This window comes from Dietzia sp. B32 (assembly GCF_024732245.1).
Lineage (GTDB): Bacteria > Actinomycetota > Actinomycetes > Mycobacteriales > Mycobacteriaceae > Dietzia.
The window spans coordinates 575,332-600,821 of record NZ_CP093845.1 but is presented as its reverse complement, the minus strand read 5'-3'; the positions used below and the strand labels follow the sequence as shown (position 1 = coordinate 600,821).

The 25,490-nt window shown below is 70.8% G+C and carries 19 protein-coding genes and 1 tRNA gene; 17 read left to right on the top strand and 3 right to left on the bottom strand.

Annotation, left to right across the window (positions count from 1 at the left end; genetic code table 11):
* Positions 1-2: 2 nt before the first annotated feature.
* Positions 3-764, bottom strand: coding sequence for an HNH endonuclease family protein (locus L8M95_RS02860; RefSeq protein ID WP_260487829.1), 762 nt, complete (start codon positions 762-764; stop codon positions 3-5).
* 155 nt (positions 765-919) lie between these two features.
* On the opposite strand from L8M95_RS02860, the gene L8M95_RS02855 reads away from it, so the two are divergent.
* The 5 genes from L8M95_RS02855 (at position 920) to L8M95_RS02835 (ending at position 8,988) form a co-directional block, all read left to right on the top strand.
* On the top strand, positions 920-3,808 hold the full coding sequence (locus tag L8M95_RS02855; protein ID WP_260487828.1) for a DEAD/DEAH box helicase: 2,889 nt from the start codon (positions 920-922) through the stop codon (positions 3,806-3,808).
* The gene (locus tag L8M95_RS02850; protein WP_260487826.1) at positions 3,805-4,560 is read left to right on the top strand and encodes a hypothetical protein; all 756 of its coding nucleotides are present in this window, start codon (positions 3,805-3,807) and stop codon (positions 4,558-4,560) included. The genes L8M95_RS02855 and L8M95_RS02850 overlap by 4 nt, the downstream gene beginning before the upstream one ends.
* A 50-nt stretch (positions 4,561-4,610) precedes the next feature.
* Complete coding sequence (locus L8M95_RS02845) at positions 4,611-5,798, top strand: metallophosphoesterase (protein WP_260487825.1); 1,188 nt, start codon at positions 4,611-4,613, stop codon at positions 5,796-5,798.
* The gene (locus L8M95_RS02840) at positions 5,795-8,431 is read left to right on the top strand and encodes an AAA family ATPase (protein ID WP_260487824.1); all 2,637 of its coding nucleotides are present in this window, start codon (positions 5,795-5,797) and stop codon (positions 8,429-8,431) included. Before L8M95_RS02845 ends, L8M95_RS02840 begins: the two co-directional genes overlap by 4 nt.
* Positions 8,432-8,508: 77 nt before the next feature.
* Complete coding sequence (locus L8M95_RS02835) at positions 8,509-8,988, top strand: MarR family winged helix-turn-helix transcriptional regulator (RefSeq protein ID WP_260487823.1); 480 nt, start codon at positions 8,509-8,511, stop codon at positions 8,986-8,988.
* A 65-nt stretch (positions 8,989-9,053) separates the two neighbouring features.
* Here the strand turns inward: L8M95_RS02835 and L8M95_RS02830 are convergent.
* Positions 9,054-9,126, bottom strand: a tRNA-Arg gene (locus tag L8M95_RS02830).
* A 192-nt stretch (positions 9,127-9,318) separates the two neighbouring features.
* Here L8M95_RS02830 and argS point away from each other — a divergent pair.
* Genes argS through thrB form a run of 5 tightly spaced genes read left to right on the top strand, consistent with a single transcriptional unit; the run spans position 9,319 to position 15,773 of the window.
* Positions 9,319-10,971 carry an arginine--tRNA ligase gene (gene argS, locus L8M95_RS02825; protein WP_260487822.1) on the top strand — a complete coding sequence of 551 codons (1,653 nt, stop codon included), beginning with the start codon at positions 9,319-9,321 and terminating at the stop codon, positions 10,969-10,971.
* The gene (lysA, locus tag L8M95_RS02820) at positions 10,968-12,386 is read left to right on the top strand and encodes a diaminopimelate decarboxylase (RefSeq protein WP_260487821.1); all 1,419 of its coding nucleotides are present in this window, start codon (positions 10,968-10,970) and stop codon (positions 12,384-12,386) included. Before argS ends, lysA begins: the two co-directional genes overlap by 4 nt.
* Entirely contained in the window at positions 12,383-13,735 is a 1,353-nt protein-coding gene (locus tag L8M95_RS02815; RefSeq protein WP_260487820.1) for a homoserine dehydrogenase, read from the top strand. Before lysA ends, L8M95_RS02815 begins: the two co-directional genes overlap by 4 nt.
* Positions 13,732-14,814: a threonine synthase gene (thrC, locus tag L8M95_RS02810; RefSeq protein ID WP_260487819.1), complete on the top strand. Its 1,083-nt coding sequence runs from the start codon at positions 13,732-13,734 to the stop codon at positions 14,812-14,814. The genes L8M95_RS02815 and thrC overlap by 4 nt, the downstream gene beginning before the upstream one ends.
* Positions 14,811-15,773, top strand: a complete 963-nt coding sequence (thrB, locus tag L8M95_RS02805) for a homoserine kinase (protein ID WP_260487818.1) — start codon at positions 14,811-14,813, stop codon at positions 15,771-15,773. Before thrC ends, thrB begins: the two co-directional genes overlap by 4 nt.
* Before the next feature lie 97 nt (positions 15,774-15,870).
* On the opposite strand, the gene L8M95_RS02800 is transcribed toward thrB, so the two are convergent.
* Entirely contained in the window at positions 15,871-17,532 is a 1,662-nt protein-coding gene (locus tag L8M95_RS02800) for an AMP-binding protein (RefSeq protein ID WP_260487817.1), read from the bottom strand.
* Between the two features lie 490 nt (positions 17,533-18,022).
* Between L8M95_RS02800 and rho the strand changes: the two genes are divergently transcribed.
* From rho to atpB, 7 genes are all read left to right on the top strand, one after another.
* Positions 18,023-20,074 carry a transcription termination factor Rho gene (rho, locus tag L8M95_RS02795; protein WP_396119330.1) on the top strand — a complete coding sequence of 684 codons (2,052 nt, stop codon included), beginning with the start codon at positions 18,023-18,025 and terminating at the stop codon, positions 20,072-20,074.
* The gene (gene prfA / locus L8M95_RS02790) at positions 20,071-21,156 is read left to right on the top strand and encodes a peptide chain release factor 1 (RefSeq protein ID WP_260487815.1); all 1,086 of its coding nucleotides are present in this window, start codon (positions 20,071-20,073) and stop codon (positions 21,154-21,156) included. The genes rho and prfA overlap by 4 nt, the downstream gene beginning before the upstream one ends.
* 3 nt (positions 21,157-21,159) lie before the next feature.
* The gene (prmC, locus tag L8M95_RS02785) at positions 21,160-22,167 is read left to right on the top strand and encodes a peptide chain release factor N(5)-glutamine methyltransferase (protein ID WP_260487814.1); all 1,008 of its coding nucleotides are present in this window, start codon (positions 21,160-21,162) and stop codon (positions 22,165-22,167) included.
* Complete coding sequence (locus L8M95_RS02780; RefSeq protein ID WP_260487813.1) at positions 22,164-22,817, top strand: L-threonylcarbamoyladenylate synthase; 654 nt, start codon at positions 22,164-22,166, stop codon at positions 22,815-22,817. The genes prmC and L8M95_RS02780 overlap by 4 nt, the downstream gene beginning before the upstream one ends.
* Before the next feature lie 3 nt (positions 22,818-22,820).
* Positions 22,821-23,981 carry a glycosyltransferase family 4 protein gene (locus L8M95_RS02775; RefSeq protein ID WP_260487812.1) on the top strand — a complete coding sequence of 387 codons (1,161 nt, stop codon included), beginning with the start codon at positions 22,821-22,823 and terminating at the stop codon, positions 23,979-23,981.
* Positions 23,982-23,991: 10 nt separating this feature from the next.
* A complete protein-coding gene (locus L8M95_RS02770) occupies positions 23,992-24,438 on the top strand; it encodes a hypothetical protein (RefSeq protein WP_260487811.1) in 447 nt (148 codons plus the stop codon).
* A 209-nt stretch (positions 24,439-24,647) separates the two neighbouring features.
* Entirely contained in the window at positions 24,648-25,433 is a 786-nt protein-coding gene (gene atpB / locus L8M95_RS02765) for a F0F1 ATP synthase subunit A (RefSeq protein WP_260487810.1), read from the top strand.
* Positions 25,434-25,490: the final 57 nt, after the last annotated feature.

Sequence of the window (25,490 nt, the reverse complement as noted above, 5' to 3'; positions counted from 1 at the left end):
TGCTAGGGGCGGTCCGGGCATCTCCGGACCGCCCCCGCGAGCGCCCTGTGATCCGCCGCCGTCACCGGCAGGCCGTAGGCGACGGCGGCGGTCAGGTACCGGGAAGCGTAGAAGCAGTGACGACCGGGGTCGGGCGGTAACCAGTCCGCCGGCGTCGAATCGCTCTTGCCGGTGTTGACCGAGGCGGAGACCGCGAGGAGATTCCGGTCGACGTCGTTGGCGAACGCTGCGCGACGAGCCGGTGGCCACGCCCGGGCTCCCAGGTCCCACGCTGCCGAGAGCGGATAGACGTGGTCGACGTGGATTCCGCGTAGCCCCACGGTGCCGGCGTCGATCACCCTGCCGGTGTACGGATCGGTCAGGACTCCGCCGGGAACCTCGCACCCCGCTCCGTCCTCCCGAGTTCCGCCGATGAGGTCCCGGGACAGGACGTCGTGGCGGGTGGAGCACCCGTTCGCCGCCCCGGGGGCACCGGTGGTGTCACTCCAGGCCGGACCGAACACACAGGCCGAGTTCCCCGAACACTCTCTCTCGTATCCGGGCGCACGAGTCCGTTCGTCCACCACCTCGACCGCATCGAGAAGCGCGGCCACCTCGTCCCGCACCGGGCTACCGGGAACGGAGCGGCGCGGCTGCCCGAACCACGAAACCGCCGCGAGCACGACGAGCACACCGAGTGCCAGGACGAGCGCACGGGGCGCGAGGGGCGGCACGACCCGGCCGGCAGGGGACGTCGACACCGGGTTGCGGTACACGCGGAACACGGATCGAGTCTGAACCGCGATCTCACCGGTGGCGGCCCGGGCAGCGGGTGTGGCGGTGGAACTGTGGAGGGGCGCGGTGCCTGTGGATGACGCGCCGCGAACCCCGGCGGGGGCATGCCCGACCCGCTGTCGGACCGGCGTGCTTTCATGTGGACGTGAGCCCGTCCGCCGAACCGCGTCTGCACGCCGTCTGGCAATCGGGGGTCGTCGGCCTGTGGTGTGAGACGGGACTGCGTAGGCCGGAGTCCATCGCCCCCGCCTCCACAGTGACGGCCGTGGGCCGGGCGGGAGCCCCGCCGGAGGTGGTCCGGTCCCTCGAGCGGTTCTCCCTGACGCACCGGATCGGGGTTCGTGTCCCGGTCGAGGGCAGGGTCCGGTCGGCGACGGTGCCGGGCATCCGGGTCTCGGTCGGATCGGCGGTCGACCTCTGCGGCATGGTCGACGCCACCGATCACTGGGTCGGTCCCGGCCTGCGCGCACTGGCGGCTCTCTCCGACGGTGTGGCGGCGTTCGTCCGTGCCGGGCACGTCGTGCCCTCGCTCGGTCGTGCGGAGGGCGGGTGGGACGCCTCCTGGGCCCTCGCGGCGTCTCCGGTGGTGTCGGCGTGGACCGCGGAGAGTCTGTCCCGCTGTCACGGGCTTGTCGAGAACCGTGAGGAACTCGACAGGTTGCTCGCCGCTCTGGCGGATCAGCACGCGCGGATGGCGCTGGCGCCCCTGGCCGCCGACCGGAGGAGCGACCTCGGAACGGCGTTGATCACGGGCGGCGGCGTGACCTCCGGTGGGCAGCCGTTGGCGGACGCGGTCCACGAGTTCTGGCGGGCCGCCGCCGCGCGGGACGTCGAGGTCGTGCTCCGGATCGTCGAACCCTCCGGCGGCGATTCCGGGGACGGGGAGGAGTCCGGGGACGAGGGCGGGCAGCCGGCGGGTGCGGAGATCCTGTGGCGATTGGAAGTCCTCGTACGTACCGGGATCGACTCGCTGCGCCCGTTCACCGAACTGCCCGATGGCTCGGCCGTGGGGGACGCCGTACGCGATGTCGTCGACCGGGCGGTCCGGTCATGGCCCCCGCTGGGACGCGCCGTCCCTGCTGCCGGTAGCCCGGACCTGCTGCTCCCCGTGGACCTCGTGATCCGGTTGGTCGACGAGGGAGTGGAGGCCCTGCGGGGCCGGGGAGTCGAGGTCCTGCTGCCGCGGGCCTGGACCAGGGTGAGGACGGCCGTCAGGGTCGCGGTCAAGGACCCCGGTACCGAGAACGTCGACTCCGGTCGCCGCCTGGGCCTCGACCAGTTGGCGGACGTCGACTGGGAGATGGTCGTCGACGATGTCCCGCTGGACGCGGCGGAGGCACAGATGCTCCTCGACGCGGCGTCCGACCTGGTGAAGCTCCGCGGGCAGTGGGTCCGGGCGGATCCCGGTGCACTCCGACGGGCAGCCCGTTTCCTCGCGGCCCGGCGGGGAGAGCGGGTCTCGGCACCCGCACTCGTCGCCGCGTTGATGTCCGAGGAGGGCGAGGGAGTGGAGATCGAGGCGCCCACGACCCTCGACTGGATCCCCTCGTCGTCGTCGATCACCGTCCACCTCCCGACGTGGTTCCGCGCCACACTCCGCCCCTACCAGCTGGAGGGGGTGCGGTGGTTGACCGCCCTGTCCGACGCGGACGTCGGGGCCGTCCTCGCCGATGACATGGGTCTCGGGAAGACGATGCAGGTGCTCGCCCTGACCGCGTCCGAACATGTGCGTGGTCGCACCGGACCCACCCTGGTGGTGGCACCGCTGACGCTGGTGGCGACGTGGGCCCGGGAGTCGGCGACGTTCGCCCCTGAATTGCGGGTTCACGTCCATCACGGCCCGGCGCGGGAACGGGGCGACGACGCCGCTGCGCTGTTGGCAGCGGCCGATCTCGTCCTGACCTCGTACGGGACCGCCACCCGGGACGCCGAGCTGCTCGCCCGGGTGGCGTGGCGACGTCTGGTCGCGGATGAGGCGCAGACCGTCAAGAACCCCACCACCGCCGTGGCGCGCGCCGTCGGGGCCATCCCCGCGGAACACCGGATCGCGCTCACCGGCACACCGGTGGAGAACCGGCTGGATGAGCTGCGGGCGGTGCTGGACTTCGCCAACCCGGGCATGCTGGGGTCGGCGAGTACCTTCCGCGCCAGGTTCGCGGTTCCGATCGAGTCCCACCGCGACGAGGCCGCGGCGTCGAGACTGCGGGCACTCGCGGCCCCGTTCGTGCTGCGTCGCCTCAAGTCCGATCCCAGGGTCGTCGCCGACCTGCCGGCGAAGCAGCACATCCGTGTCGACGCACCCCTGACCCGGGAGCAGGCGACCCTGTACCGGGCGGTGGTCGAGGACATGATGGAGCAGGTCAAGGATTCCGAGGGGGCCGCCCGCAAGGGCGCCATCCTGTCCGGCCTCACCGCGCTGAAGCAGGTGTGTAACCACCCCGCGCATTACCTCGGCGACGGTTCCGCACTCCTCCGCGGCGGCCGCCACCGTTCGGGCAAGCTGGCGGCACTCGACGAGGTCCTCACCGAGATCCTCGACGCGGGGGAGAAGGTCCTGCTGTTCACGCAGTACCGGGCGTTCGGCGATCTCATCCTGCCCCTGCTGGAGAGGCGGGCCGCGGCCACGGTGCCGTTCCTCCACGGCGGGGTCCCCGCGGCCGGACGGGCGCAGATGGTCGAGCAGTTCCAATCACCCCAGGGCCCGCCCGTCATGCTCGCGTCCCTCCGCGCGGGAGGGACCGGTCTGACCCTGACAGAGGCCAACCACGTCGTCCACCTGGACCGCTGGTGGAACCCGGCGGTGGAGAACCAGGCGACCGACCGGGTGCACCGCATCGGGCAGACCCGGGTGGTGCAGGTACGTACGCTCGTCGCGCCGGGGACGGTCGAGGACCGCATCGACGAACTCCTCGAGGCCAAGCGGGATCTCGCCGAACTGACCCTGGGTCCGCTGGCCGGCGCCCTGACCGAGCTGGACGACGCGGACCTCGCCGCGCTCGTCGAACTCACCGACGAGGGGAGGGACGAACCGTGAGCGGTTCCGTGGGTATCCCGGCCCGGTCGCGGGCCGGGCAGTTCGGCGCGCACATGTGGAGCCGTCGGTGGGCGGGCGACATCGAGTCCGGGGTCTCCCGCGGCGACGTGTACATGGCCCGCCAGGACGCCCGCAAGGACAAAGTCCTGTCCCTGGACCACACGGGCCGCACCGTGCGGTGCGATGTCGAGGGCAGCAGACCGCAGCCGTTCACTGTGGAGTTCACGTTCGCCCCGCTCGACGGCACCGACTCGGACGCCCTGCGCACCGCGCTCAGGCGGGAGGAACGGGGCGTGCTCGGTGCCCTGGCCGGGGACTTCTCCGACACCGTCGGGTTCCTCCTGCTCCCGGCGGTCAACGGGGCGACCACCTTCTCCTGCCACTGTCCGGTCCAGCCCGGCCCCTGTCGCCACGTGCTGGCCGCGGCGTACATCATGGTCGAGTGGTGGGACTCCCACCCGGAGGTCCTGTTCGCGTTGAGGGGCCTGCGACCCGACCAGCTCGGGGCCGTACTCCGGGGGGCGGGGGACGACGACGAGGTCTCCGTCGACGTGGAGGTGGCGCTGTGGGGTCGGGATCCGATCCTGCCGACGGAGCCGTCTCCCGCGCCGGCCGGCCTCGAAGACCTCCTGGACGCGCCGGTGACCCGGAGACTCGCGGCCGCGGCGACGAACGATCCGCTCGAGCAACTGCGGGTGGTGGCGGATCTCGAGGACTTCCTCGACGCGTTCAGCCGGTACCGGCCGCGGTGACCCGGGCCGCCGGTGGGGGGAGTGTCGGACCCGCGACCTACGATGCGGCCATGACCAACCCACGGGACGGGGACACCATCCGATTCCTCCACTCGGCCGACTGGCAACTCGGGATGACCCGGCGGTTCCTCGGCGACGAATCGCAGGCCGTCTTCACGGCCGACAGACTCGCGGCCGTGGAGGCGCTCGGCGCCCTGGCCGCGGACCACGGCGCGCAGTTCGTGGTCGTCGCAGGTGACGTCTTCGAGGACAACGCCGTGCCCCGTTCGGTCGTCCTCCGCGCGGAGGAGGCGTTGTCCGCATTCCCGGTTCCGGTGCTGGTGTTGCCCGGGAACCACGATCCGCTGGACGTGTCGTCGGTGTTCCGGTGCAGGGACTTCTCCCCGGCACTCGAGAGCGGAGCGGTCGTCGTCCTCGACGGCTCCGGTCCGGTGGAGGTCGTGCCAGGGGTGGAGGTGGTCGGCGTCCCGTGGACCTCCAAGCGCCCGGACCCCTCACGCCTGCCGGCGCTGCTCGCGTCGCTCGACCCCACGGACGGCGTGCGCGTCCTCGTCGCGCACGGGGGCACCGACGAGGTCTACGGCGGACACTCCCCGACGGTGGAGGCGATCCCGGTGGCGTCACTGGAGGAGGCGATCGGGGCCGGGCACCTGGACTACGTGGCGTTGGGGGACCGGCATTCGGTGACCCGGGTGGGCTCCGGCGACCGGATCTGGTTCTCGGGCAGCCCCGAGACCACGGATTACGACGACGTGGAGACGGACTCCGGCCACGTACTCCTCGTCGAACTCGGACGGCGGGCACCATCGGGAGACAGGGGCCCCTGCCACGTCACGCCGTTGCGGACGGGACGCTGGACCTTCCTGGCGCTGGACGCCCAGATCGAGACGGACGGGGACCTCGACTCCCTCGCCGAGCGGATCGAGGCCGTGCAGGACAAGTCCCGCACCGTGCTCAAGCTCGGGCTGACCGGCACCGTCGGGGTGGCCCTGCGCGCGAGGATCGACGCGCTCCTGGAGACCTGGGACGCGCTGTTCGCCTCCGCCTATCTGCGTCAGTCGCGTACCCATCTCGTCGTGCGCGCCGAGGATTCCGACTTCACCGACCTCGTGGACGGGTACGCCGGTCGGGCGGTGGCGGATCTGGTCGCCCTGGCCGGCGCCGGCGGCACCGATGCCGAGGACGCCGGGCACGCGCTCAGTCTCCTGTACCGGCTCGTGGACGGGGGAACGAGATGATCCTGCACCGACTGATGCTCGAGGACTTCCGCGGGGTGGTGCGAGAGGAGGTGGACCTACCGCCGCGGGGCGTGCTCGTGATCGAGGGCCCCAACGAGTCGGGCAAGACCAGCCTGATGGACGCGTTGGAGATGCTCCTCGAGCACAAGGCGTCGTCCGGCCGCGCCGAGATCAAGGCCGCTAGCCCGGTCGGCAGGGACGTTCCCGTGATCGTGGAGGCAGACTTCACCGTCGACGGGGAGCGGATGCGGTACCGGAAGGAGTTCGTCCGCGGGAAACGGACGTCCCTCGAGTTCCCCGACTCGGCGCGCACCGCGATGTCGGGGGACGACGCACACGACTATGTACGTGACCTCCTGGACCGCCAGGTCGACCGCTCGTTGTGGCGGGCCCTGCGGATCGCCCAGGACGAACCGGTGGGGCAGGTCGATGCGGCCAAAGGGATGGACTCCCTCCGCCGTGCGCTCGACACCGCCGCAGGCGGCGAGGATCCGACCGGAGACGACTCGCTGGTCGAACGCGTGGCCGAGGAACGCAACAGATATCTGACGGCACGGCGGGGCGAGCCCACCGGTGACCTCGCACGGTCGGAGTCCAGACTGGCCGAGGCCGAGGCCGCGCTGTCCGAGGCACGGGCCCGGCACGCGGAGCTCGACTCCGCGGTGGCGGACCACGAGGCCCGGTCCGCCGTCCACCGCGCCCGGCTCGAATCGCTGGCGACACTCGAGGCGGAGGTGGCGCGCCTCGAGGCCGCCGGTCGTGCCGTGGCGGATCTCCGCGGAGCATGCGCGTCCGCGGATGCCGAGGTGGACCGCGCGGTGGCGGCACACGATGCCGCTGTGCGTGAGCTCCGGGAACGCCGCGAGCTCGTCGACAGGGTGGCCACGGAGCACCGGAGGGAATCCGAGCTGCGGTCGACTGCGGCGGTGGCCGCCGGGAGACTCGACCCGGCCCAGGAACGGGCTCGGCGGGCCCGGGCCGAGCTGGAGGCCGCGGAGGAGCGGGTCACCCGGGCTAGGACGCGGCTCGACGCCGTACGCGCGGTCGAGGAGGACGAGCGCAGGCGCGCGGATCTCGAGCACCTGGACCGGTTGCTCGAGAACCTGGCGGAGGTGGGCGACGAGCTCCGCCGCACGAAGGCGGAACTCGCAGAGGTGGAGATCGCCGATGATGACGTCGACGCTCTCCGCCGCGCGGACGAGATGTTGCGGGAGGCCGTCGTCCGGTCCGCCGCGAGCGCGCCCCGGGTCGAGATCGGCGGAGAGGGAGACGTCCGTGTGGGTGGGGACGCCCTCGATGCGTCCGCGGGGTGGACGCGGGACATCGTCGAGGACACCGTCTTCGAGATCGGCACGGTGACGTTGACCGTCGTGCCCGCGGGTGACACCGACGCGGTGCGACGTGACGAGCAGGTCGCCCGCGCCCGGTTGGAGGGTCTCCTCGCCGATCTCGGCGTGGAGTCCCCGACGGAGGCGGAGGGACGCGCCCGCCGTGCGGAGGCGCTCCGCGCGGAGATCGCGGCCCTGCGTCGCCGGCGGACGGATCTCCTCGGTGGGGATTCCTCCGAGGACCTCGCGGCGAGGCGGGAGGAACTGAGTTCCCTCGTCCTCTCCGGTCCGTCGGCGACCGGCGGGTCCACGGATGACCGGGCGGGCCGGACGGACGTCGAGACGTCGGACGATCCGGTGGCCGAGGCCGCGGCCGCGGAGGGCGAGCTCAGCCGTTGCCGCGCGGAGGACCGGGCCGCCTCGGCCGAAGCCGAGACGCTGCGCACCGAGCATTCGACCCGTACCGCACTGGTGGACGAGGCGGCTCGTCGCCACAGCGAATGCAGCGCGGCGTTGGCGGCCGCGCGCGAGGACGTCGCCGATCGCCGCTTGGAGGAGGCGGGGGAGGAGACACGCCTCCGTGCGGAGGCCGCCCGCGAGAAGGCACGGCAGGCGAAGGCCAGACTGGAGGATGCGCTCGCCGACGCCCCACCGGGACTGCTGGACAACGCCCGGGCCTCACTCGCCTCACTCGCCGCCGAGGAACGCGATTCCGCGGCAGCGGTCGCCACGTCCCTGGGCAGGGTCAACGCGATCGGTGATCAGGGGCGCCTCGAGGGCGTCGCCGCCGCGGAACGCGAGCTCGAGTCCGCGGCGAGGGAGAACTCCGCGCTGTGGCGCCGCGCCCGTGCAGCCGATCTGCTCCACCGCACCCTCACCGCCCGGCGCGCGGAGGCCCTGCTCGCCTACCAGGCGCCGTTCCACCGTGCGGTGGTCGAACTGGGCACCCTCGTGTACGGACGGGACTTCGACGTCCGTCTAGGGGAGGACCTGACGATCCTGTCAAGGAGGATCGGGAACGTCTCCGTCGACTACGAGTCCCTGTCCGGAGGGGCGCGAGAGCAGCTGGCGGTCATCGTCCGGATCGCCTGTGCGCGGTTGGTGGGTGACGACGGCGTCCCGGTGTTCCTGGACGACACAATGGGGTACACGGATCCGTCCCGCCGCCTCACGATGGGAGCCGTCATCGCCGCCGCCGCCGCGACCTCCCAGGTGATCGTCCTGACCTGCGACCGTGCACGGTTCGCCGGCATCGGGGGCGCCCACACCCACGTCATGCAGCGGTCCGGCGCGGAACGGGAGTAGACGCTGTCGACCACACCGGGCCCGTTCGGGCGGTAGGGCAGGACGAGTGCAGGGGATGGTCGTGCTGTAATAGCCCCATGACAGAGACACGCTGGTTGAGTGACGATGAGCAGCGCATGTGGCGGCGGTATCGAGAGGTCAACCAACTGCTCGAGCTCGCGATGGAGCGCCAGCTACAGCGGGACGCGTCGATGTCTCAGTCCGACTACTCCGTGTTGGTGAGCCTCAGCGAGGCCGATAACCGGGGACTCCGGGCGCGCGAACTGGGCGCGGCTCTCGGCTGGGACCGCAGCCGGGTATCTCACCAGGTCAGGCGAATGGAGGGCCGCGGCCTCGTCGCCAAGGGGGAGTGCGCCGAGGACGGACGCGGGACCGTGGTCACCCTCACGGAGGCGGGCGCACAGGCCATCGCCTCGGTGGCGCCCAAGCATGTGGAGAAGGTCCGCGAGTTGTTCATCGACGTGCTCAGTGAGCACGAGGTGCAGACCCTGACCGACATCTACGAGCGGGTCGTCGACCGAATCGAAGAGGTGGACGGAATAACCCGTCCGAGCTGACGAGTTCCGCGTGAGACGAGTGAGGGGCCCGGGCTTTCGCCCGGGCCCCTCACTCGTCTCACCTGTGCCCCCGAAGGGAATCGAACCCCTGACCTTTGGTACCGGAAACCAACGCTCTATCCCCTGAGCTACGAGGGCGGGATACCGACCCTCACGGGCCGGAGGCCGCTCCGGGCGGCGTCCCGTGACCGGGGTGCCGCTCGAACAGCGAGACTGATCGTAGCACCGGCATTCGGATGGGGCCGCATCGGGCCCGCCGGGGTGTGGGCGGGGAGGTCGGCCGGACGGCCGATTCCCGCCGCGACGTGCCGACACCTAGGATACGAAGACGTGACTCCCGCCGATCTCGCCGCCGTTATCCGCGCAGCCCTCATCTCCGTTCTCGCCGAGCGCGGGGCCGACACGTCGGTCGTTCCGGAGACGGTGACGGTCGAGCGGCCCCGCAACCCCGAACACGGGGACTACGCGACGAATGTCGCCCTCCAGTTGGCGAAGAAGGTCGGATCGGCGCCCCGGGATCTGGCGCAGGACCTCGCGACCGCGTTGGTACAGGACCCGGGCGTCGCGTCGGCCGAGATCGCCGGACCGGGGTTCCTCAACATCCGTCTCGACTCGGGAGCGCAGGGCTCGCTCGTCGCGACCGTGCTCGACAAGGGCGAGGAGTACGGCAACGGTGACGCCATGGCCGGGCGTCGGGTGAACCTGGAGTTCGTGTCGGCCAACCCCACCGGGCCCATCCACCTCGGCGGGACCCGTTGGGCCGCGGTCGGTGACGCACTGGGCCGTGTGCTCGAAGCCTCGGGTGCAGCGGTCACACGTGAGTACTACTTCAACGACCACGGCGCCCAGATCGATCGGTTCAGCCGGTCGCTGGCGGCGGCCGCCCGTGGGGAGGCGACCCCCGAGGACGGGTACGCCGGTGCGTATATCCAGGACATCGCGTCGACCGTGCTCGCCGAGCACCCGGACGTGCTCGAGAAGCCGGATGCAGAGGCCCTGGAGACGTTCCGTGTCACGGGCGTGGACCTGATGTTCACCCACATCAAGAATTCGCTCGCCGAGTTCGGGACCGTCTTCGACGTCTACACCCACGAGAACTCGATGTTCACCTCCGGCGCGGTGGACCGGGCGATCGAGACGCTCAAGGGCAACGGGAACCTGTATGAATCCGATGGTGCCTGGTGGCTCCGGTCCACCGACTTCGGGGACGACAAGGACCGCGTCGTGCTCAAGTCCGATGGCGATGCGGCGTATATCGCCGGCGACATCGCCTATTTCCTCGACAAGCGCGAGCGTGGCTTCGACCTGTGCATCTACATGCTGGGTGCGGACCACCACGGGTACATCGCCCGACTCAAGGCGGCGGCGGCCGCCTTGAGCGACGACCCCGCGACGATCGAGGTCCTCATCGGGCAGATGGTCAACCTCGTGCGGGACGGGGCCCCGGTCAAGATGAGCAAGCGGGCCGGGACCGTCATCACGCTCGACGACCTCGTCGACGCGATCGGGGTCGACGCAGCGCGGTATGCGTTGATCAGGTCCTCGGTCGACCAGACGATGGACATCGACCTGGCGCTGTGGACGTCCGCGACCAACGACAACCCCGTCTTCTACGTGCAGTACGCCCACGCCCGCCTCTGCTCCCTGGCGCGCAACGCCGCAGATCTGGGGGTCACGACCGAGGGTGCGGACCTCGCGCTGCTCACCGAGGACCGGGAGGGTGCGCTCATCCGCACCATCGGCGAGTTCCCCCGGGTCGTCGCCAGTGCGGCCGACCTTCGTGAGCCCCACCGCGTCGCGCGGTACCTCGAGGAACTGGCCGCCGCCTACCACCGGTTCTACGACACCTGCCGGGTCCTGCCGATGGGTGACGAGGAACCGGGGCCCCTGCACGCCGCCCGGCTCGCGCTGAGCTCTGCCACCAGGCAGACGCTCGCCAACGGTCTGCGCCTGATCGGCGTCACCGCGCCGGAGAAGATGTGAGCGCCCACCCCGCCGGGGCCCGCCACGAGGTCCCGCACGCGCCGGGAATCGGCGAGCGACCCGCTGACGCGGACGACATCATGGCGCTGGCACCGGCCGTGTGGCCGCGCGGCTCCGAACGCCGCCACGACGGCGTCGTGGAGTTCGCGGGTGTGACCGCGAGCGATCTCGCCGCGGATTTCGGAACTCCGCTATTCGTCATCGACGAGGACGATTTCCGGTCCCGCTGCCGCGAGATGGCGGAGGCGTTCGGCGGTGCGGACCGGGTCCACTACGCGTCCAAGGCGTTCCTGAGCATGGAGACCGCTCGGTGGGTCGCCGAAGAAGGGCTGGGGCTGGATGTCGCCTCGGGCGGCGAGCTCGCGATAGCGCTGAAGGCGGGGTTCCCGCCGGAGCGGATCACCGTCCACGGCAACAACAAGTCGACGGACGAGTTGCGACTCGCCGTGCGCAGCGGCGTCGCCCACGTGGTGATCGACGCGATGTCGGAGATCGGGTTGCTCGATCGGATCGCCGGCGAGGAGGGCGTCGTACAGGACGTCTTCATCCGGGTCACGGTGGGCGTCGAGGCACACACCCACGAGTTCATCGCGACCGCCCACGAGGACCAGAAGTTCGGCTTCTCGTTGGCGGGAGGCGCGGCGATGCAGGCCGTGCGCGCGGTGTTCGATGCGCCGAACATCCGGCTGACCGGGCTGCACAGCCACATCGGGTCGCAGATCTTCGACATCGACGGGTTCGAGCTCGCGGCCCGACGGGTGATCGGTCTCCTGCGCGACATCGTCGACGAGTTCGGTACCGAGCGGACCGCCCAGCTCGACCACCTCGATCTGGGCGGTGGCCTCGGCATCAGCTACGTCTCCTCGGATGACCCGCCGCCGGTGTCCCAGTTGGCGGCGTCCCTGCGGGAGATCGTCGAGGGGTTCGCCAGGGACGCGGGACTCGATCCGCCGACGCTGGTGGTCGAGCCCGGTCGCGCGATCGCCGGTCCGGGGACGATCACGCTCTACGAGGTGGGCGTGGTCAAGGACGTGCAGCTCGCGGGCGGGGAGAGCCGTCGTTACATCAGTGTGGACGGCGGGATGAGCGACAACATCCGCACCGCCCTGTACGACGCCGTCTACGACGCTCGACTCGTTAGCCGATCCTCGGCCGCAGACCCGGTGGTGGCGAGGCTCGTGGGTAAGCACTGTGAGAGCGGCGACGTGGTGGTTCGCGACCTGTGGATGCCGGAGGACACCGGAGCCGGCGACCTCGTGGCCGTCGCGGCCACGGGTGCGTACTGCTACTCGATGTCGAGTCGGTACAACATGATCGGACGACCCGCCGTCGTGGCGGTGCGCGACGGGCGGGCACGATTGGTGCTACGTCGTGAGACCCTTGACGATCTGACGAGCCTGGAGGTGGGACAGTGAGCGACGCAACCGCGTCAGGCGTGCGACCCGTGGGGGTGGCGGTGCTCGGTATGGGCACCGTCGGCACCGAGGTCATCCGCTACATGACCGAGAACGCCGACGCACTGGCGGCCCGCATCGGCGCGCCCCTCGTCCTGCGTGGTGTGGCGGTCCGCGACCTGGGCAAGGACCGCGGGGTCGACCCGGACCTGCTGACCGCCGATCCGTCATCACTGGTCACCCGCGACGACGTCGATGTCGTCGTCGAACTCATGGGGGGCATCGACGTCCCGCGTCCCCTCCTGCTCGAGGCGCTGCGCCACGGCAAGTCCGTGGTCACCGCCAACAAGGCGTTGCTGGCGGAGTACACGGACGAGCTCGCGGCGATGGCCGACTCGACGAACACCGACCTGTACTTCGAGGCGGCGGTGGCCGGTGCGATCCCGGTCATCGGACCGTTGCGCAGGTCGATGGCCGGCGACCAGGTGGAGCGGGTCCTGGGGATCGTCAACGGGACCACCAACTACATCCTGTCGGAGATGGGGTCGACCGGCGCCGACTATTCGGAGACCCTGGCGGAGGCCTCCCGTCTCGGATACGCCGAGGCGGATCCGACAGCGGACGTGGAGGGCTACGACGCCGCCGCGAAGGCCGCGATCCTCGCCTCGATCGCGTTCCACAGCCGCGTGACGGCCGGGGACGTCTACCGCGAGGGCATCTCGCGGATCTCGCCGGACGACTTCGAGTCCGCCCGCGACATGGACTGCACGATCAAGCTGCTCGCGATCTGCGAGAAGCTGACCCAGTCCGACGGCTCCGAGGCCGTCTCCGCGCGCGTGTACCCGGCGCTACTGCCCAACAGTCATCCGCTGGCCACGGTGAACGGCGCGTTCAACGCGGTCGTCGTCGAGGCGGAGGCCGCCGGCCGGCTCATGTTCTACGGGCAGGGCGCGGGCGGTGCCCCTACCGCGTCCGCGGTCCTGGGCGACATGGTCGCCGCCGCCCGCAACAAGGTCGGTGCCGGCCGCGCCCCGGGGGAGTCCACGTACGCGGCCCTGCCGGTGGCGTCGATGGACGAGATCTCCACGCGATACCACGTCCGCATGCGGGTCGCCGACAAGCCCGGCGTGCTCGCCCTGGTCGCAGCCGAGTTCTCGCGGCACGGCGTCTCGATCGCCCAGGTCCGACAGACCGAGGTCGAGGTGCCGGAGACCGGGTTCGACGACGTCGAGCCGTCGGCAGAACTCACGGTCCTGACCCACCGGGCGTCCGAGCGCGCACTCGCCGACACCGTGGCCGCGTTGTCGGACCAGGACGCCGTCACGGCCATCACCAGCGTCATCCGTCTCGAGGGAGTGGACACCGAATGAGCAACACCCACCAGCCCGTGCACACCCGGTGGCCCGGCCTCATCGAGGCCTACCGCGATCGTCTCCCGATCGGCTCCGACTGGGAGCCGGTGACGCTCTACGAGGGCGGCACCCCGCTCATCCGCGCGACGTACCTCTCCGAGGTCACCGGGTGCGAGGTGTACCTCAAGGTCGAGGGCCTCAACCCGACCGGGTCGTTCAAGGACCGCGGTATGACGATGGCCGTGACGGACGCGAAGGCGCGTGGTCAGAAGGCCGTGCTCTGCGCCTCCACGGGCAACACGTCCGCGTCGGCCGCCGCGTACGCCACGCGTGCCGGGATGGGCTGTGCGGTGCTGATCCCGCAGGGCAAGATCGCCGCCGGCAAGCTCGCGCAGGCCGTGATGCACGGGGCGACCATCATCCAGGTCGACGGTAACTTCGACGACTGCCTGGAGCTGGCTCGCAAGACCACCGCCACCTATGCCGAGATCGGGCTGGTCAACTCGGTCAACCCGGTCCGGATCGAGGGTCAGAAGACCGCGGCGTTCGAGATCGTGGACGTCCTCGGCCGCGCGCCCGACCTGCACTTCCTGCCGGTGGGCAACGCGGGCAACATCACCGCGTACTGGAAGGGCTACACCGAGTATCACGCCGACGGCGTCATCTCGGCGCGCCCACGGATGATGGGCGTGCAGGCCGCAGGCGCCGCGCCGCTGGTCGACGGTGCCCCCGTCAAGAACCCCGAGACCATCGCCACCGCCATCCGGATCGGCGCCCCGGCGTCGTGGGACGGCGCCGTGACCGCCCGCGACGAGTCCGGTGGGACGTTCCGCAAGCGCACCGACGAGCAGATCCTCGAGGCCTACCGGATCGTCGCGGGCAAGGACGCCGTCTACGTCGAGCCTGCCTCCGCGGCCTCGGTGGCCGGACTGCTCGACGCGCATGCCGGCGGCGAGCTCGAAGCGGGGCAGACCATCGTGTGCACCGTGACAGGCAACGGTCTGAAGGACCCGGACACCGCGCTGCTCGGCATGCCCGAGGTCGAGGCCATCCCCGTGGACCCGTCGGCTGTCGCCGGCGCGCTCGGCCTGGAGTGAGCGACGTGAACGGACCCGGCCCGGAGGTCTTCGGTAGCTCGGGTGGCCGCATCCTGCCGGTCGGTCGGACCGTCACGATCGAGGTTCCGGCGTCCAGCGCGAACCTCGGCCCCGGTTTCGACGCGTTGGGAGTCGCCCTGGGGCTGTACGACTCGGTCACGGTGACCACCATCGACTCCGGTCTCGAGCTGGAGGTGTCGGGCGAGGGCGCCGGTCAGGTGCCCGAGGATGCCTCGCACCTGGTCGCCAAGGCCGTCGAGGCCGGCCTGCGCGCCGGCGGGGTCGGGGTGCCGGGCGTCCGGATCTCGTGTCGGAACGCCATCCCGCACTCGCGGGGTCTCGGGTCGTCGGCCTCCGCCGCGGTCGGGGGACTGGTCGCCGCGAACGGGCTGATGGGCGGCGTGTTGACCGACGAGCACCTGGTCCAGCTGTCGAGCGAGTTCGAGGGGCACCCGGACAACGCCGCGGCCAGTGTCCTCGGTGGGGTCGTGGTCTCGTGGACGGAGCGTTCCGCCACCGGCGTGCACTACCGTGCGGTCCGGATGGAGGTCGATCCCTCGATCGTCGCGACCGTGCTCGTGCCGTCGGAGACGTCCTCCACCGCCCAGACCCGCGGTCTGCTCCCGGCCACGGTTCCGCACGAGGACGCGGCCTTCAACGCCAGTCGTGCTGCGCTCATGTCGGTCGCGCTGGCGGCCCACCCGGAGTTCCTCCTGGCGGCGACCGAGGACCGGCTCCACCAGTCCTATCGGGCCCCCGCGCTGGTCGCGACCACCGAGTGGGTGACCCGACTGCGCGAGAGGGGCCTCGCCGCGACGGTCTCCGGCGCCGGCCCGACCGTGCTGGTGCTGGGAACCGACGGGTTGCCGGCGGATCTGCGTGCGGACGCCGAGAATCAGGGCTGGACGGTGCTGGACCTGCAGATCGCGGACGGTGCCCGGGTCGTGGCCGCCGACTGATCACCGGACCGACCGGTCATCCGACCGACTGATCACCGGACCGACCGGTCGCCGGACCGACCGGTACTGCGTCCGGCCCGCACCCTGCCGCGGGGGTTCAGTCCGGCGCCGCCGGGGCGATCGTCGTGACCTCGTACCCCCCGGCGGCATGGCTCGCCCGGATCCTGATCTTGTCGAATTTGCCCACCGTGGTCTGCGGGATGCTGTCGACGAAGGCCCAGTGATCCGGGCGTTTCCAGTTCTCGATGATGCCGTCCAGCCCCTCCCAGAGGGAGCGGGCCGTCGCGGTGGCACCGGTCTTGAGCTGGACCAGGACGAGTGGGCGGTTCCCCCAGCGTTGGTCGGGTACGCCCACGACGGCCACCTCGGCCACGCGGTCGTCGAGGAGCACCGCGTGTTCCAGTTCTATGGTGGAGATCAGTTCTCCGCCGGAGGCGATGATGTCGTCCACCCGGTCCACCACGTCGAGGTAGCCCTTGGGGGAGATGCTGGCGACATCACCGGTACGTAGCCAGCCGTCGACGAACCTGTCGGAGGCCTCGTTCCCGAGGTACCGGGCGGTCACCCACGGGCCGCGGATCTGGAGTTCGCCGACGGACCACCCGTCGCTGGGCTGGACCCGGCCGCCGTCGACGATGCGTGCCTTCACCCCGGCGGGGAACCGTCCCTGCCCGAGGATCTGCGAGCGTCGGCGGGTCGCCGAGGAGTGGGGGTCGGGGCGGGCGAACGTCGCGATGGGGCTGGATTCGGTGAGTCCGTAGGCCTGCATGATGGTGACCCCGTGACGCTCGACGAACGCGTCGAACAGGGCCTCGGGAACGGGGGAGCCGCCGACGAGGATCTCGCCGAGATGGCCGATCGGCTGCGGGTGGGTTTCCAGCCGCCGGAGGAGTCGTTGGAGGGTCGCCGGCGTGGTGGCCATCTTGTTCGGCCGGAACTCGCGGAGGAGGTCGGCCATGTCATGCCCTGTGTTGATCACCCGACCCGGGCGGGGCCGGGCGGTGATGAGGCCGGCGCCGGTCATGAAGGCGGCGTACGGCAGTCCCCAGGACATGACGTGATACATCGGGACGGTCGTCAGGACGGTGTCGCCACTGCGCAGGGCGGCGCTCTCGGCCATGGACATCTGCATCGAGTGGAGCCAGATGGACCTGTGGGTGTAGGCCACGCCCTTGGAGGCGCCCGTGGTGCCGGAGGTGTAGGCGATCGCGGCGGCGGAGCGTTCGTCGAGGTCGGGCCACGGGTAGGTGGTGGGCTGGCCGTCGAGGAGGGCCTCGAGGGCGTGGACCTCCGCGCCGACGTCACCGCAGTCGGTGGGTATCCGACTGTCGACGACGACGAGGTGGCGCAGCGACTCGACCTGTGCGGCCACCGGGAGGACCGCGGGGAGCAGTTCGGGGTCCACGAGGACGACTCCGACCCGGTTGTCCCTCAGGACGGAGACCATGAACTCCACCGATCGGAGGACGTTCACCGGGAGGGCCACGGCGCCCATCGAGGGGAGGGTGAACATCGCCTCGACGACCTCGGTACGACTGCCGGAGAGGATCCCCACCACATCACCGGGCCGAACCCCGAGGTCGGTGAGCGCGTTCGCGGTCGCGGCCGCACGTGAGGCCACGACGTCGTACCTGACCGGGCGGGGTTCCATGTCACCGACGAACCCAGTGACAGTGGAGCCGCCGTGGCGTTCCGCCGCGTGCTCGAGGATCCGGGACACGAGCAGTGGCGTGTCCAGCATCGTTCCGAACACGGTCACCTCCGGGGTCGAGTGGCCCTTGCCGTGGGCTTCACGTTACCGCCCGCGGACGGCGGAGTGAGACCGGAGTCGGGACTCGCGGGAGGGGGAGCTGCGCGCGATCGGCCGACGGGTAGTATGCTTGCACTCAGCCACGGGCGCCCGGTCGTCCCAGCATCCCGAGTCATTCCACGCACTACCCTCCGCAGTCGGTCGGTATCGCGCGGACGGACCTCGGTGGGAGCGGTCGAACGGCGAGTGGCGCACCAGGGATCCTCATCATCGAGCGGTTCTCCCCCTCTTGAAGATCCCCCTCAGACGAAAGATCCGTGTCCGGCCACGTCGCCGCCACGGAAGGCCCCAGCGGCCACCCCGGGACGCCGAGTCCGCTTCCCGGACACCTGCTCGATGCGAGGCGGAGTACACCGCCCCGGCCCCGGGCCCAGAAAGGATCCCCGTGACCTCGACGGACACCACTTCCACGCCAGCACAGGGTGCCTCGCTGTCTGCGATGCGCCTGACCGATCTCAAGTCGCTGGCACAGCAGATGGGCCTCAAGGGCCTGTCGGGTAAGCGCAAGGGCGACCTCGTCGCGATGATCGAGGGTGCCCGCGGCGGGCGTCCCGCCCAGACCCGCGAGTCCGCCCCGAAGAACGAGCCCGCCCCGAAGGCCGAGCCCGCCCCGAAGGCCGACTCTCCGAAGGCCGACCCCCGGAGAGCAGAGTCCGAGGCCGCCTCGAATGACCCCTTCGCACGGCCCGACGCCGATGCCGACACCCAGCAGGGTCGGTCCGGCAGGCGGGACCGCGGCGCCCGGGCGGACGGGGGTGCCGAGAACCCACAGGGTGGATCCGACGACTCCGACTCCGGCCGCTCCGGTGGCGACGATCGCTCGCGGGACGATGGTCGCGGTCAGGGTGACCGGAAGCGCGACGAGGGAAACCGCGGTGGCGGGCAGCGTCAGGGGCGCAATCAGCAGAACCGGGACCAGCAGGGCGGACGTCACCGCGACCAGCAGGGTGGCGGTCGTAACGACCAGGACAACCAGGGCGGCAACCGGGACCAGCAGGGCGGACGTAACCGCGACCAACAGGGTGGCGGACGCAACGACCAGGGCAACCAGGGTGGCAACCGGGACCAGCAGGGCAACCGCGACCAGCAGGGTGGCGGTCGCAACGATCAGGGCAACCGCGACCAGCAGGGTCGCGCCCGCAACGACCAGTCCGACCAGGGCGGGGACAACGGTCCCCGCGACGACGGTTCTAACCGTGACGACGACGGCGGGGGCCGCGGTCGTCGCAGCCGTCGCCGCCGCGAACGCAATCGTGGTGGGGGACGCCCGGTCGAGGGCGAGACCGAGGTGCGGGAGGACGACGTCCTCCAGCCGGTCGCCGGCATCCTCGACGTGCTGGACAACTACGCGTTCGTCCGCACGTCCGGTTACCTCGCCGGGTCGAACGACGTCTACGTGTCCATGAACATGATCCGTCGGCACGGTCTGCGCCGCGGTGACGCCGTCACCGGCGCGGTCAAGATGCCGCGCGACGGCCAGAGCGAGGGCCAGGGTGGCGGAGGCCAGGGTGGCGGGCAGGGCGGCAAGAACCGCCAGAAGTTCAACCCGCTGGTCCGCATCGACTCCGTCAACGGTGGGCCGGTCGACCAGGTCCGCAATCGACCGGACTTTTCCAAGCTGACCCCGCTGTACCCCAATCAGCGGCTGCGGCTCGAGACGGAGAAGAACATCATCTCCACCCGCGTGATCGACCTGATCATGCCGATCGGTAAGGGTCAGCGCGCGCTCATCGTGTCGCCGCCCAAGGCCGGTAAGACGACGATCCTGCAGAACATCGCCAACGCGATCGCGATCAACAACCCGGAATGCCACCTCATGGTCGTCCTCGTCGACGAGCGACCGGAGGAGGTCACCGACATGCAGCGGTCGGTGAAGGGCGAGGTCATCGCGTCGACCTTCGACCGTCCGCCGTCAGATCACACGCAGGTCGCCGAACTGGCGATCGAGCGGGCCAAGCGCCTGGTGGAGATGGGGCAGGACGTCGTCGTCCTCCTCGACTCGATCACGCGTCTCGGCCGCGCGTACAACAACTCCTCTGCCGCCTCCGGCCGCATCCTCTCGGGCGGTGTCGACTCCACGGCGCTCTACCCGCCCAAGCGGTTCCTGGGTGCGGCGCGCAACATCGAGAACGGCGGGTCGCTCACGATCATCGCCACGGCGATGGTGGAGACCGGCTCGGCCGGTGACACGGTGATCTTCGAGGAGTTCAAGGGCACCGGCAACGCCGAGCTGAAGCTGGACCGCCGGATCGCCGAGCGACGCGTCTTCCCCGCCGTCGACGTGGGCCCGTCCGGCACCCGCAAGGAGGAGCTGCTCATGAGCCCCGAGGAGGCGGGCATCATGCACAAGCTCCGTCGGGTGCTCTCGGGTCTGGATTCGCACCAGGCCATCGACCTGCTCATGTCGCAGTTGCGTAAGACCAACACCAACTACGAGTTCCTGCTGCAGGTGGCCAAGACGACGCCCACCCTGCCGCAGGACGAGGAGTGAGCGGGGCCGAGGGGCGATCGCCGTCCTCCGTCGACGACGTCCTGGCCGAGTACGACGGGCTCGAGGCGCAGTTGTCGGACCCGGCCCTGCACGAGGACGCCTCCGCCGCTCGACGGGTGGGCAAGCGTTTCGCCGAGCTCACGCCGATCGTGCAGTGTCACCGCGCGCTGGTGACCACGCGCGATGACGCCGCCGCGGCGCGGGAACTGTCGGACGAGGACTCCTCGTTCGCCCGCGAGGCCGAGCGGCTGGAGACCGAGGCCGCCGAGCTCGAGACGAGACTGGCCGACCTGCTCGCGCCCCGAGACCCCCATGACGCCGACGACGTGGTCATGGAGATCAAGTCGGGGGAGGGGGGGGAGGAGTCCGCGCTGTTCGCCGCCGACCTGGCCCGCATGTACACGCGGTACGCGGAGAAGCACGGGTGGGTCGTCGAGGTGCTCGGTCTGACCGAGTCCGACCTCGGCGGCTACAAGGACGCCTCCTTCTCCATCCGCGCCCGCCAGCCGTCGCGGGACGGCGTGTGGTCGCGACTCAAGTTCGAGGGCGGGGTGCACCGGGTACAGAGAGTGCCGGTGACCGAATCGCAGGGCCGGGTCCACACCTCGGCCGCAGGCGTGCTCGTCTTCCCGGAGCCGGAGGACGTGGGGCCGGTCGAGATCGACGAGTCCGATCTGCGTATCGACGTCTACCGTTCGTCGGGTAAGGGCGGGCAGGGGGTCAACACCACCGACTCGGCGGTGCGGATCACCCACCTCCCGACCGGCACGGTCGTCACGTGTCAGAACGAGCGCAGTCAGTTGCAGAACAAGCAGCGCGCGCTCCAGGTCCTCGCCGCGCGGCTCCAGGCCGCCGCCGAGGAGGCCGCCAACGCCGAGGCGTCCGAGGGGAGGGCCACCCAGGTCCGCACGGTCGACCGCTCGGAGCGCATCCGCACGTACAACTTCCCCGAGAACCGGATCGCCGACCACCGGGTGGGTTTCAAGGCGCACAACCTCGACGCCGTTCTGGACGGGGACCTCGACGCGGTGCTCGACGCCCTCGCGGCCGAGGAGCGACGCCGCCGCATGGAACAGGCCTAGGCCGTGGACCCCCACCCGGGCCGCGTGACCGGGGTCGTGCGCCGGGCCGCGCAGACGCTCGCCGCGGCGGGCGTGGACTCGGCACACGCCGAGGCGCAGCTCATCTGCGCCCACGTGCTCGGCATCGAACGCCACCGGCTCATGCTCGCCGACGACCTCGACGCCGCCGCGAGGGGCGAGGTCGAGCGGATCGTCGCCGCCCGGGTCCGCGACCGCACCCCGCTGCAGTACCTGCTCGGCCGCGCGGTCTCCGGCCGGCTCGAGCTGGCCGTGGGGCCGGGGGTGTTCATCCCGCGGCCGGAGACCGAGCTGCTGGTCGAGTGGACGCTCGCGGCCCTGCCCGCGCCGGGCTCCGTCCCCGGCCCGCTCGTGGTGGACCTCTGCGCGGGCAGCGGCACCCTGGCGTTGGAGATCGCCCACGCCCGGCCCGACGCCCGGGTGCACGCGGTCGAACTGCACGAGGCCGCGCTGGAGTGGCTGCGCCGCAACGCGGACGAGCGCGCCGCCGCGGGGGACACCCCGATCGAGGTCCACCACGCCGATGCCACCGACCCCGACGCGCTCGGGAACCTGCACGGACGCGTCACGGCCGTCGTGTCCAACCCGCCGTACATCCCCGTCACCGACGACCTCCCCGCGGATGTCCTCGCGCACGAGCCGGCCACCGCGTTGTTCGGGGGACGGGACGGCCTCGTCGTCGTCACCCCCCTCGTCGACGTCGCCGCCGCGCTCCTCGCCCCGGGAGGGCACCTCGCCGTCGAGCACGACGACACCACCGGCGCCGCGGTCGCCGCGGTCGTGTCCGCGCAGGGGGGCTTCGGTACCGTGGAGCAGCACACCGACCTCGCCGGCCGTCCGCGGTTCGTCACCGCGACGCGACTCGACGCGGCTCGCGAGGGCAGAGCCGACAACGAACCCGACGACAACGAACCCGCCGACAACGAACCCGCCGACAACGAACCCGACGACGACGAGGTCGTCACGACCGCCCGGAAGGGGATCACCCGGTGACCATCACCTACGACTGCACCGAGGACACCGGCCGCGAGGTCGGCCTCAGTTCCGCGGCCGGCGCCCTGCGCGCGGGCCGGCTGGTCGTGACCCCCACCGACACGCTCTACGGCATCGCCGCCGACGCCTTCGACCCGGACGCGGTCACGCTCCTGCTGTCCGCCAAGCGCCGCGGCCGCGACATGCCGGTTCCGGTCCTGGTCGGTTCGTGGGAGACCATCGACGGGCTGGTGGTCAGCACCCCGGCCGCCGCCCGCGACCTCATCCGCGCCTTCTGGCCGGGCGGGCTCAGCCTCATCGTCCACCAGGCGCCGTCCCTGGGCTGGGACCTCGGCCACACCCGCGGCACAGTCATGCTCCGTATGCCGCTGCACCCCGTGGCCATCGAGCTCCTCCGCGACGTCGGTCCGCTCGCGGTGTCCAGCGCCAACGTCTCCGGGCAGCCGCCGGCGACCACAGTCGCCCAGGCCCGCGAGCAGCTCGGCGACTCGGTGGCCGTGTATCTCGACGGCGGTCCCTGCGCAATCGGGCAGCCCTCCACGATCGTCGACCTCACCGGACCCGGTCCCCGCATCGTGCGCGAGGGCGCGGTGACCGCAGAGCGCGTCGGCGAGGTCCTCGGCGTCGACCCCGCGGCCCTGCGCGGCTGAGCCGTGGGCGTCGGGATCCCGTTCCGGGAGCTCCTGCTCATCGCGGTCACCGCCGGGCTGGTCACCTTCGTCGTCACCGGGCTGGTCAGGGGAGTGGCGCCCGCCATCGGTGGGCTCGCGTACCCGCGCGAGCGCGATGTGCACAGCGTCCCCACCCCCCGGCTCGGCGGGGTGGGGATCTTCACCGGGATGCTCGTCGCCATCTACCTCGCCGCCCAGCTCCCGGCCCTGAACAGGGCCTTCCCGCCCTTCGCGCCCGACGTCGAGGCGACCATCATCGCCGGCGGTGTGATCGTGCTGGTGGGGATCGTCGACGACATCCTCGGACTCGGAGCGGTCACCAAGCTCGCGGGTCAGGCCGCCGCCGCCGGAGTGCTGGTGGCCATGGGGGTGTCCTGGACCCTGCTGTACATCCCGTTCGGTGACGGCAACATCCTCGTCCTCGACCAACTCCAGGCGGGACTGCTCACCGTGGTGTTCACGCTGACGATCGTCAACGCGTTGAACTTCGTGGACGGACTCGACGGACTCGCCGCCGGACTCGGGGCGATCGCGGCGACCGCGATCTGCGTGTTCTCCGTGGGCATCATGATCGACCAGGGCGGCACGGTCGGTGCCTATCCACCCGCGCTCGTCACGGCGGTGCTCGCCGGGGCCCTCCTCGGGTTCCTGCCCCACAACTTCCAACCCGCGCGGATCTTCATGGGTGATTCCGGGTCGATGCTCATCGGTCTGGTCCTCGCGGCGGCCTCGACCAGCGCGTCCGGAAAGATCTCGCAGAGCCTCTACGGGCCGCAGGACATGATCGTCCTGCTCTCGCCGGTGATCGTGGTGGCGGCCGCGATGTTCGTGCCCATGCTCGATCTGGTGATGGCCGTGGTGCGTCGGGTCGGCGCGGGCCGCAGCCCGTTCGCGCCCGACAAGATGCACCTGCACCACCGACTGCTCGCGCTGGGGCATTCCCACCGGCGCGTCGCGCTGGTCATCTACGCGTGGGTCTCGCTCATCGCGTTCGGCGCGGTCGGGGCGACGATGCTGCCCACCGAGGTGGTCGTCCCGCTGGTCGCGGCAGGTCTGATCTCGGTTCTCACCGCGACGCTGGTGCCCCGGTTGCGCAGCGCGCGGACCGATGACCGCGTGGGGGACGACAACCCGCCCCGCTAGGCTGCACGGCATGACAGACACCCCCACGTCCCCAGAGCAGCCCGCCGAGAGTCCCCACACCACCGCCCTGCGGAAGGCCGTCAGGCTCGGCACCGCGGCCCTGGTGGTGCTCGCCGTGGTCAGCGCGGCCGGGTGGACCCTCGTCGACGGCACACCGGGTCTCTGGGGCGCGCTCATGGGGGCGGGTATCGGCGGCGCGTTCGTCCTCACCACGGCGATCGTCGTGATCGCCACGGCTCACTCCGCGCCGCAGACCACCGCGGCGGTCCTGCTGGGGACCTGGCTGCTCAAGCTCGTGGTGGCGATCGGTGTGGTCGCCGTGCTCGACCGCTTCGACTTCTACTCGAGGCCGGCCTTCGCCGTCACGATCATCGCCGCACTCATCGTGGTGCTGGCGGGGGAGACGTGGGCCATCCTCAAGACCCGCGCGCCGTACGTCGAACCGACCGTCCCCTGAGCAGTCCCCCGGTGACGCCGCGCCGAGACCGAGGTGTTATTCTCTTCCACGGTGAGACGAGCACGTCACCGGGCTGCCACGTGGCCTGACGACGTTCGCGCGCTGACCCGACCCGGCCGCGAACTCCGGGCCGCTCGTACCGAACGCGCTGGGGCGCCCGTCGCCCGACACGACCAGGGGAGAACACACTGAGTACCACGCTTCTGGCCTTGAAAGGCGAGTTCCATCCCCCGAACATCGACAAGGAGTTCTTCCCGGCCCAGCAGTGGCTGACGGACTTCGCAGGCGGTGCCTTCACCCTCGACCGGCTCATGATCGTCCGCCTGCTCATGGCGGTCGTGCTGCTGACTTTCTTCGCGATCGCCATGCGTAATCCGAAGCTGGTCCCACGCGGGGTCCAGAACGTCGCCGAGATCTGCCTCGACTTCGTCCGGGTGCATATCGCGGAGGAGATCCTCGGTAAGGATCAGGGACGTCGCTTCCTCCCGATCATCGCCACGATCTTCTTCGCGGTGGTGGCGATGAACCTCCCGGCCATCATCCCGGGCCTCAACATCTCCCCGAACGCCCGGATCGGTTTCCCGCTGGTCCTCGCACTCCTGGGATACGTGACCTTCATCTACGCCGGTTCCAAGCGCTATGGCTTCGCCCGGTTCATCAAGGCGAGCGTCGTCATCCCCAACCTCCCGCCGGCCCTGCACCTGTTGGTCGTGCCGATCGAGTTGGTCTCGACGTTCATCCTGCGCCCCGCCACGCTGACGATCCGTCTCATGGCCAACATGCTCGCGGGTCACCTGATCCTCGTGCTGCTCTTCAGTGCGACGAACTTCTTCTTCTGGCAGCTCAACGGCTGGACCCTGCTGTCCGTCGGAGTCTCCGCGCTGTCGATCGCGTTCACGCTGTTCGAGCTGCTGGTGATCTTCCTGCAGGCGTACATCTTCGCCCTGCTGGTCGCCGTCTACATCGACAGTGCGCTCCACGCGGAGAACCACTAAGAACCCGGGCCGTCAGGCCTGACCCGACCACCTGTCAATCAGACAACCCACGTCCGA

Bases quoted from the DNA above. Each gene is read 5' to 3' on its own strand.
- L8M95_RS02845 (WP_260487825.1), top strand. From the start codon at position 4,611: ATGACCAACCCACGGGACGGGGACACCATCCGATTCCTCCACTCGGCC.
- L8M95_RS02840 (WP_260487824.1), top strand. From the start codon at position 5,795: ATGATCCTGCACCGACTGATGCTCGAGGACTTCCGCGGGGTGGTGCGA.
- L8M95_RS02835 (WP_260487823.1), top strand. From the start codon at position 8,509: ATGACAGAGACACGCTGGTTGAGTGACGATGAGCAGCGCATGTGGCGG.
- thrC (WP_260487819.1), top strand. From the start codon at position 13,732: ATGAGCAACACCCACCAGCCCGTGCACACCCGGTGGCCCGGCCTCATC.
- rho (WP_396119330.1), top strand. From the start codon at position 18,023: ATGCGCCTGACCGATCTCAAGTCGCTGGCACAGCAGATGGGCCTCAAG.
- L8M95_RS02770 (WP_260487811.1), top strand. From the start codon at position 23,992: ATGACAGACACCCCCACGTCCCCAGAGCAGCCCGCCGAGAGTCCCCAC.